The sequence below is a fragment of the Novosphingobium sp. genome (assembly GCF_031424035.1).
GTDB lineage: Bacteria > Pseudomonadota > Alphaproteobacteria > Sphingomonadales > Sphingomonadaceae > Novosphingobium.
In genome coordinates this window covers 49,965-58,487 of sequence record NZ_JANPGP010000026.1, presented here as the reverse complement: position 1 = coordinate 58,487, position 8,523 = coordinate 49,965, and the positions used below count along the sequence as shown (strand labels likewise).

11 protein-coding genes, 1 tRNA gene and 1 pseudogene are annotated in these 8,523 nt (G+C 64.1%); 1 reads left to right on the top strand and 12 read right to left on the bottom strand.

All coding sequences use genetic code 11. The annotated features are described in order from the left end of the window. The 10 genes from rplK to RMO89_RS03240 all read right to left on the bottom strand — a co-directional run. On the bottom strand, positions 1-325 hold a 325-nt coding region (gene rplK / locus RMO89_RS03285; protein WP_310531195.1), incomplete at its 3' end, for a 50S ribosomal protein L11. Between the two features lie 179 nt (positions 326-504). Further along, the gene (locus RMO89_RS03280; RefSeq protein ID WP_310531193.1) at positions 505-1,575 is read right to left on the bottom strand and encodes an acyltransferase; all 1,071 of its coding nucleotides are present in this window, start codon (positions 1,573-1,575) and stop codon (positions 505-507) included. 83 nt (positions 1,576-1,658) lie between these two features. Next, a complete protein-coding gene (gene nusG / locus RMO89_RS03275) occupies positions 1,659-2,195 on the bottom strand; it encodes a transcription termination/antitermination protein NusG (protein ID WP_310531191.1) in 537 nt (178 codons plus the stop codon). Between the two features lie 14 nt (positions 2,196-2,209). Beyond that, positions 2,210-2,404, bottom strand: a complete 195-nt coding sequence (gene secE / locus RMO89_RS03270; RefSeq protein WP_310531190.1) for a preprotein translocase subunit SecE — start codon at positions 2,402-2,404, stop codon at positions 2,210-2,212. 121 nt (positions 2,405-2,525) lie between these two features. Further along, the gene (locus RMO89_RS03265; RefSeq protein WP_310531189.1) at positions 2,526-3,953 is read right to left on the bottom strand and encodes a hypothetical protein; all 1,428 of its coding nucleotides are present in this window, start codon (positions 3,951-3,953) and stop codon (positions 2,526-2,528) included. Further along, complete coding sequence (locus tag RMO89_RS03260) at positions 3,950-5,548, bottom strand: hypothetical protein (protein ID WP_310531187.1); 1,599 nt, start codon at positions 5,546-5,548, stop codon at positions 3,950-3,952. Before RMO89_RS03260 ends, RMO89_RS03265 begins: the two co-directional genes overlap by 4 nt. A gap of 28 nt (positions 5,549-5,576) precedes the next feature. After that, positions 5,577-5,652 (bottom strand) — tRNA-Trp (locus RMO89_RS03255). Between the two features lie 71 nt (positions 5,653-5,723). Further along, positions 5,724-6,110: a type II toxin-antitoxin system VapC family toxin gene (locus RMO89_RS03250; protein ID WP_310531186.1), complete on the bottom strand. Its 387-nt coding sequence runs from the start codon at positions 6,108-6,110 to the stop codon at positions 5,724-5,726. Then, on the bottom strand, positions 6,107-6,340 hold the full coding sequence (locus tag RMO89_RS03245) for a type II toxin-antitoxin system Phd/YefM family antitoxin (protein WP_310531185.1): 234 nt from the start codon (positions 6,338-6,340) through the stop codon (positions 6,107-6,109). Before RMO89_RS03245 ends, RMO89_RS03250 begins: the two co-directional genes overlap by 4 nt. Positions 6,341-6,494: 154 nt before the next feature. Beyond that, a complete protein-coding gene (locus RMO89_RS03240; RefSeq protein ID WP_310531184.1) occupies positions 6,495-6,788 on the bottom strand; it encodes a hypothetical protein in 294 nt (97 codons plus the stop codon). A 75-nt stretch (positions 6,789-6,863) separates the two neighbouring features. Here RMO89_RS03240 and aat point away from each other — a divergent pair, with 75 nt between their 5' ends. After that, positions 6,864-7,607 carry a leucyl/phenylalanyl-tRNA--protein transferase gene (gene aat, locus RMO89_RS03235; protein WP_310531183.1) on the top strand — a complete coding sequence of 248 codons (744 nt, stop codon included), beginning with the start codon at positions 6,864-6,866 and terminating at the stop codon, positions 7,605-7,607. A 35-nt stretch (positions 7,608-7,642) separates the two neighbouring features. Here the strand turns inward: aat and RMO89_RS03230 are convergent. Then, positions 7,643-7,918: pseudogene (locus RMO89_RS03230) on the bottom strand (DUF2155 domain-containing protein); the annotation flags it as partial. Between the two features lie 134 nt (positions 7,919-8,052). Continuing rightward, on the bottom strand, positions 8,053-8,493 hold the full coding sequence (locus tag RMO89_RS03225; protein WP_310531181.1) for an NADH:ubiquinone oxidoreductase subunit NDUFA12: 441 nt from the start codon (positions 8,491-8,493) through the stop codon (positions 8,053-8,055). Between the last annotated feature and the right edge of the window lie 30 nt (positions 8,494-8,523).

Below are 8,523 nucleotides of genomic sequence, written 5' to 3'. Positions count from 1 at the left end.
TTTCGGCGAGAGCCGAACGCGCGATGGTTCCGGCCGAGATCTTGCCCGGCTCCTTCGAACCCGACTTCAGGTTTGCGGCCTTCTTGATCAGGAACGATGCCGGCGGCGTCTTCGTCACGAAAGTGAACGAACGGTCGGCATAGACGGTGATGATCGTCGGGATCGGCATGGCGGTTTCAAGGTCCTGCGTGGCGGCATTGAAAGCATTGCAGAATTCCATGATGTTCACGCCGCGCTGACCCAGCGCAGGGCCGATCGGCGGGGATGGAGTTGCCTTGCCCGCGGGCACCTGCAACTTGATATAGCCTTCAATTTTCTTGGCCACGAGGGGCCTCCTTTCGTCCTTTTGGCACGCGGCATTGTTCCAGCCGGCACCTCAGATTGAGCGGTCAAGCAGCGGTCCGAAGATCGCCTCCCGCACGGAATCACCTACGGCAAGCCGCAAGCGAAGGCGCGCCCCTAACCGAAGCGGCGATAAAAGGAAAGCGCGGAATTGCGCGCGCCTCAAGCGGCGGCGGGGGACTTTGCCGGGCGCGGCCCCGAAGTCCATGCGCGGATCGCGCGGCGGGCTGGTCGCTCAACGAAGCGGAGCGACAGGTCGGATAGCACCAACACGGTCACCACAAACCCGGCAAAGACCAGCAGCGCCGTGCCCGGACCCACGGCCAGCTTGCCGTAGTGATCGCCCGCCCATTCGACCAGCGGCATATGAACGAGGTAGATCGCATAAGAGCGATCCCCCAGCCACAGCATCGCGCGGCTTTCCATCACCGGCCAGCGCAGCGCCAGCCCCAGCGCAGCCGGCCAGGTGAGCAGGCCCAGCGGCAGCAGCGGGCTGAGGTCCCCGGCATGAAGCACCAGCCCCGCACTGAGCATCACCAGCAACAGCGGGGTTGAGAGCTTCGCCAGCTCGCCGCGCCCGTGCCACAGCAATTGCCCCATGAAAAAGCCGAAGAAGCCGCGGGCAAAGATGTCACCCGCCCACGGCCCGCCCGTCGGTCCCAGCAGGGTGAGCCAGACCGCGCCGCCCAGCATCAGCGCCCACGCCAATGGCCGCATAGCCCCGCGCCAGAACACGGCGGCCACCGCAAAGACCACGTAGCACAGCACTTCAATCGACAGCGACCAGCTTGGCCCGACGAAGGTATGCGCGACCGGCTCGGCAAAGGCCTGCATCATCACGAGGTGGAGTGCGAAGGCGGAGGCGCTGTTCTCGGGCCGGCCCCAGAAGGCCACGGCCACGATGACCAGCGCCAGCAGGTGCAGCGGATAGAGCCGGGCAATGCGGGCAATTGCGAATTCACCCAGCGCGCGGCCATCGCTCAGCGCGCCGGGGCGCAGGTAGACATGGGCGAAGATGTAGCCGGAAATGACGAAGAACAGGTCGACGCAGGTCCAGCCCCAGGCGAGCGTCCAGTCCGCCACCGGGCCGAAACCAGCGACGGCGGAAGGTTCGAACAGGAACCCGGCGTGATAGCCAAAGGCGACGACGCAGGCGGCAATCCCTCGCAGGCCATCGAGCCGCCCGAGACGGACGACGGATTCACCTGCCGGCGATGCTGTGCTGTTTGACACGGCCTGCCCCCACCTTTCGGTGTGGGGCATAGCCCGCGACTGGTTAAGATATGCTGGCCGGGCTGGAACCCGACCGAGCCGGCTTACTTGACCAGTTCGACCTGTTCGAAGTCGAGTTCGACCGGCGTTGCACGGCCGAAGATCGAGACCGAAACCTTGACGCGGTTCTTGTCGAAGTCGAGTTCTTCCACGACGCCGTTGAACGAAGCGAAGGGACCGTCGAGCACCTTCACCGAATCGCCGATTTCGTAATCAACGCTGATTTCGCGGCGCGGCTCGGCGGCAGCGGCTTCGCGCGCACCGAAGTAGCGGGCGGCTTCACGATCCGAGATCGGCTGCGGCTTGCCCGAGTGACCAAGGAAACCGGTGACCTTCGCGGTGTTCTTGATCAGGTGGTAGACATCGTCAGTCATCGCCAGCTTGGCGAGGACGTAGCCCGGCATCACCTTGCGTTCGGTCTGGACCTTCTTGCCGCGCTTGACCTCGGTAATGGTCTCGATCGGAACCTCGACGGCCTCGACCAGAGCTTCGAGGCCCATGCGTTGGGCCTCGGAGAGGATCGAATCGCGCACCTTGCCTTCGAAACCGGAATAGGCGTGGATGATGTACCAGCGGGCCATTGCTATTTACTCTCTCAGACCAGCGTCAGCAGCCAGGCGACAATCTTGCCGAAGATCGTATCGACCCCCAGGAAGAACACGGCCAGCAGGGTCATCATGATCGCGACGAAAATCGCCGTGGTCACGGTTTCCTGCCGGCTCGGCCAAACGACCTTGCGGGCTTCGGTCTGGACCTGGCGGACGAATTCACCGGGGCTAGTCTTGGCCATTGCTCGGATGCCTTTGCTGCAAACGTTTAAAACTCGCGCCTTCCGCCAAGGGGACATCGCCGCCCCGGCTGAGGTGCCGGGAGGGGCTTATTGTCTTCCGATGTCGGAAAGTGAAGGCCAGTTAGCGACTGGGCGGAACTTTTGCAAGACGGGCGATGCGCCAACCTGCGCCGCTGGCTACCACTTGTGCGCCCGGCGGCAGTGCGGAAGGCGCGGTGGCACCGACGAACCACAGGTAATCGGCTCCCTTGGCAGGCGCAAAGGTGGACAGGTCGGGCGATTCGCCGGTCGCAATCAGCACCCGCTGCGAGGGATCGACCGGCCCACCGTCGATGCGCGTCAGGGCATGGACCCCCGGCACCGCGAAATCCGAATTGGTGACCGCATCGCGCCGCACCGTGGCGAGCGCGAAGACATGGCTCGATCCGCCTTGATTCCAGGCGAAGGGATCCTCAGCCTTCGCGCCGGCAATCACGACCCCGCGCGGCAGCTGATCCACCGCCGCCATCATCTGCGCGGTCTGCGCCGATCCGGCGAGCCACGCGGTGGTCGTCAAGGCTAACCGCAGCACGAAGGGCACCGCCGCGGCCGCCAGCACCCAGCGCGGCACGTTCCACCGCGCGGCGAGCACGGCGCAGGCCAGCGCAACCGGCACGAGGCGGTAATCGGCGAAGTCTCCCCCGCCCAGATGACGCGGCATGATGAAGCTGAGCGCCACGAAGATCAGCGCCGCGCGCCCAATCCGGCCATCCACGCGGCCCTGCCGCCACGCGATTGCCGCCACGCCGACCAGCAGCACAACGGTAAGCAGGTCAAGCTGGGCCGACTGATCGCGCAGGGCCATGATCCAGTTCGACACCTTGTCGACCAGCACGCCATCGCCCCACGACGTGCCGCCCTTGCCCGAACCGGCCAGCAGAGTCAGCAGGGCCGGCGGCCACAGCGGCCATGTGCGCGGGATCGCGGCGAGGAAACCGCGTCGTTGCCACTCATGCCCGAAGACCAGCACGCCCAGCACGCCCCATGCGGAGAGATGGCAGAGCCAGACCAGCGGCGCGATCAGCATGAAGGCGTGCGGACGCCAGCGCTTGCCCTCCCACGCCACCCAGCCGGCAAAGGCGAAAAAGGCCAGCGCCAGCCCCAGCCCCCAGTTGACGAAGCCCATCAGCACCGATGGCGACCACACCGTCACCAGCGCCAGCAATCCGCCTATGCCGATACGCTTGTGCAGCACGCGGTCGACCGTCAGCAACGATGCCGCGAGCAGCGCCGGTACCAGCACGGCAATCACTCGCCCCGCGGCTTCCAGCCCCAGCAGTTTCGCCAGCGGCCAGACCAACAGGTCTGCACCAAGGTTGGGAATCCATTGCCACGTGAAGCCGTAATGCCGCTGCAGGTCGGCGCTGGCGTCAAGGTTCAGCATCACGTGCCAGCGCGCCAGATGCGCCGGATAGTCCGCCATCTGCGGCCATGTTGCCAGCAATGCCGGCAGCGCGGCGAGCAGGGAAAACGCAGCAATTGCCAGCCACGCTCGCCGCGCTGCAATCATTTCGCTGCCTTGACCGCTGGCACAGGCGGGGCCTCAGGCTCGGGCAGCACCGGCTCGGGATGGTGCATCCGGGCGAGGAACGTATTCTGCGTGCGGAAGATGACCTGCGCCCCCTCAGGCATGCCGACCGGCGGCCTTGCACCATAGTACCAGAGGAAGTCGGCCTTGTAAGCCGGAGCGAAATTCTTCAGGTCCACGCGCTGTTGCTTGCGCAAAAGATAACGCTGCGATGGGTCGGCATAGCTCCAGCCCGGCGCCTTCACCTGCAGCATGTGCACGCCGGGAATGGCGAAGTTGCAATTGGTCAGCGCATCTCGCCGTACCGTGGCATAGGAGCCGATGTGGCCGTTGGGCGGGATCGGCCAGAGCCCCGACACTTCCTCGAACGCATAGGCCACGCGCGCGCCGCGCGGGACGAGGTCGAGCGCCTTGACCATCTCCGCCGTGGCCAGCGAATGACTCTTCCACGCCAGCGTCGTCACCGCGATGCGGATGAGGAACGGCCCGGCGGCCAGCGCCATCGAGAAAGCGGGCGGGCGAAAGTCGATCGAGAGCAGCCCCAGCATGATCGCTACAGCCACCAACCGGTAATCGGCGTAATCCCCGCCCCCCAGATGCCTTGGGACCACCAGCGCCAGCATCGCTATCAGCAGCGCCGACCAAGCCAGCCGTCCGTCGAGCTTCTTCGTGAACAGCGCCAGCACCGGCAGAGCGACGAACAGGCAGACCGTGGCAACATCAAGATAGCCACGCTGGTCGCGCAGCGCGGTCTTCCAGAAAATCCATTTCGACAGCAGCGCGCGGCGGCCATAACTGAACGATGCCGGCGCCTGCTGGCCGGCAAGGATCGTCGGCACGATCGGCAGCCACAGCGGCACCGTAGCCAGCACCGCACGCCAGATCGATTCGAAACGGCTATGCCCGGCCACGTGCAGGCGGTGGCATTCATAGGCGAAAACCATCACCCCCAGCACGCCCCAGCCCGACTGGTGGCACAGCCAGATGATCAGCCCGATCGGCACGAACGCTGCACCGCGCCACTTCTTGCCTTCGCTCCGCACCCAGAAGGCAAAGGCGAACAGCACCAGCGCGAGGCTGAGTGTGAAGTTCATGAAGCCCATCAGCAGCGCGGGCGACCAGATCGTGCCCATCGCCAACAGCGTACCGATTCCCACCCGCCCACGCAGCGCGCGCTCGACCGAGATCAGGCCAAGTCCGGTGAGCAGCGGGATCATGACAAGGATGATCTTGCCCCCGGTTTCCAGCCCGAACAGAGCCGCCAGCGGGAAGATCAGCAGGTCCGCGCCCAGATTGCCCGACCAGGCCCAGCGGAAGCCGTAATAGCCATCGAGCACCGGATTGGTGCCGCGTTCCAGCATGACATGCCAGCGCGCCAGATGCGCCGGATAGTCGGTCATCATCGGATAGAGAGTCAGCAACGGCGGCAGCGTCGCAACGAAAGCAAGCAGCACCGCCGCCCAGTACCACGCATCACGTGGCGGCGGCTGGGAAGGTCTATACTTGGGGAAGGCAGACGCCATCGATCCTCGCGGGGTAGTCACTGGCGGCGCACCGCCGCACGGGCGGCGGCGCATTTCCGGTTCCATCGCGAACGACGGAAAATGGCAGGAGTGGGGGGACTCGAACCCACGGCCCTCGGTTTTGGAGACCGATGCTCTACCAACTGAGCTACACTCCTGCAGGCGAAGCGGCCCTTAGAGCGGGCGCGCGGGGTTGGCAAGGCGTTTGGGGAGGATGTGCTGGGGAAACCTACCTGAACCGCTTCACAGCAAAGCCATCGAACAGTGCCTCGTTAGAAACAAGCGCCATGTCCTCTGCCTGCGCCTGTGCGATCAACATGCGGTCGAACGGGTCCTTGTGGGCGATGTTCATTTCTCCGGCCATGCGCGCGTGCCGGACCGCGATCGGCAGTTCGACGAAGCCTTGATCGGCAAGGATCGCCTCGAACTCGCGCGCCAGCAATTCCGCGTCAGGCAGCTTGCCGATACGGAACTTGGTCGCGACCTCCATCGCCGATGCGGCGCTGACGAAAATCGCGTTAGCTTCATCGCCAATTGCCTCTCGCGCCTTGATTGAGAGCGCCTTGTCCCCCGCCAGCCACCAGATCAGCGCATGGGTATCGAGCAACAGGTTCAAGCGAGATCCCAGCTTTCGGCCTCGTCATCGGGCAACGGCTCATGAAAGCGCGCATCGATGGCAATCTTGCCCTTGAGCGCGCCGAACTTGCGCTTGCCCGGCGGCGAAACCGGCACCAGACGGACGGCCGGAACCTTGCCCCGCGCGATGACAACTTCGCCGCCCGCCAGCGCCTGCGCGATCAGGCGGGAGAGATTGGTCTTGGCGTCGTGGACAGTGAATTGGGTCATGCCGGGTTCCTTAGCTAGATTGCTTAGCTAAGTTTTGCTCTGAAGTCAAGAATGACTAGGGGAGCCTTGCGGCTGATATTCAGGCTAAGCCAGCAGTCACCGTAGCCGTATCGCTCCTGCCGCTCTGACGCCGATTTGCGCTCCTTGAATCATCTCAACTCTCTTTCAATTTTGATACAGCCTCCTTCACAAGCAGACCACGCTCATTCAAAAATATGGTCGAGCCCGCGAACTCATCAGCGTGTCTTACAGGTGACACATATGCCAAACTTCTTACCTGAAAATCGCGACCAATCTTCTGAATTTCGCGATAGGTTGCACCTGTCATTTCAGACAATCTTTTGTATCCCCAAGACCTTTCTTTTGAGCAGAGCAAAATTACTTTTCGCTCCAACGGCGTGAACCTTTTCGCGTAGGCTTCTGCACTGGTTGGAGTCAAAGGGATCATGGCAATTCCTCAATCTATTGAGGCAAGTCGGTGTTCCAATGGCACATTCTCCGCTGCCATGCTACCTTCCTCGCCATGCACGCCCCCGCCGGTATGATCGAGCCTGAGCTCCTGATGCTCGCCTATCGCAGCGGGATATTTCCGATGGCGGACAGCCGTGAGGATGCCGAGGTGTTCTGGGTCGAGCCGCGGCGGCGGGCGATTCTGCCGCTGGATGGATTTCACTTGTCGCGCAGCCTAGGCAAAGTGGTGCGGCGGGGTACGTTTGAGGTGACCTGCAACCGCGCCTTTGCCGAGGTAATGCAGGCCTGCGCCGGGCCGCGCCGGGACAGTGGCGAGACCTGGATCAGCGCGCGGATCGAGGCGAGCTATAAGCGCCTGCATGAGCTGGGCCGCGCCCATTCGGTCGAGTGCTGGCAGGACGGGCGGCTGGTCGGCGGGCTTTATGGCGTGGGGTTCGACCGGGTGTTCTGCGGCGAATCGATGTTCAGCCGGATGCCTGATGCCTCGAAAGTGGCGCTGGCCTGGCTGGTGGCGGCGCTGCGGCGCTCTGGCGTGACGCTGCTTGATTGCCAGTTCATGACGCCGCATCTGGCCACGATGGGCGCGGTTGAGATCACGCAAGCGCGCTATCTGAAGCTGCTCAAGGCAGCCCAGACTTATTCTGGAGAAGGCGAGGCCTTGGGCGACGGTTTGGCGGCGGGTGATGGGGAGGCACTGGCGCTGCCCGAAGGCTTCGGCGCGCTGCTGGCCGAGGCGGAGGCGTCCTCTTCCTCACCCGGGAACTTCATCGCGCAGTCCTTGACCCAGACATCATAGACCGGGTGTTCGACCACGTTGAGCGACGGCGAATTCTTGAACAGCCAGCCGGAAAACACCTTGCGCCAGGCCAGCGGCTTGTCGGCAGTCTCGCGTTCCTCGACATAGACCTGCACGAAAGCCCCGGTTTCCTTCGGGCGCTCCCACGGCGCAGTGCGCTCGCAAGTGCCGAGCTTGACGAAGACATTGCCGAAGCGCTTCGATTCGCCGCTTTTCAGGACGATGTCCTGCTGCAGGTTGTTGCGCTTGTTGAGCAGGCCGATCGTCGCCACGCGGTCCTTCACCGGGGTGCCGAATTCACTTTCGGCCATTCCCGAGGCGATGGTAACCGGGCCGGCGAGGTCCTTGGGCACTTCAGTGGCGCGCGCTTCCGTGTCCTCAGTCGGCTCACTGCTGCAACCGACCAAGGCGAGCAATGCGCCGCATAGCAGGCCGAAGCGCAGATTCACGCGTCAGGCGATGCTACTAGACCGTCGCCCTCCGGCGACCAGGCTTCGTAATCACCCGTTGCAGCCGCGCGCTTGCCGCCCTTGTCCAGCGCGCCGGCTGGCTTGTAGGCTGCGGCGGTACCGGTGGCATTGGGGGTGTAATCCACCTCCCAGATACGCGGCGGTGGCAAGTGGCTTTCGGGCACGGCGTCATACGAATTGTGCAGCCAGCCGTGCCATTCGGACGGGACGCGGCTGGCATCGTTGGCGCCGTTGTACAGCACCCAGCGGCGCTCCATCCCGGCAAAGGGATGGCCCGCGGGGTTGCGCTTTTTCGCGCGGAAATAGCGGTTGCCCTGCCCGTCCGTGCCGACGTGGACGCCGGTTGTCGCGGAATTGAACAGGGTGCCGATGGTCGCGCCATCCCACCAGGTGAAGATCTTGCCGAGGATTCCCATGAGCCGCGCGTTAGCGCCAAGGCGCCGGGG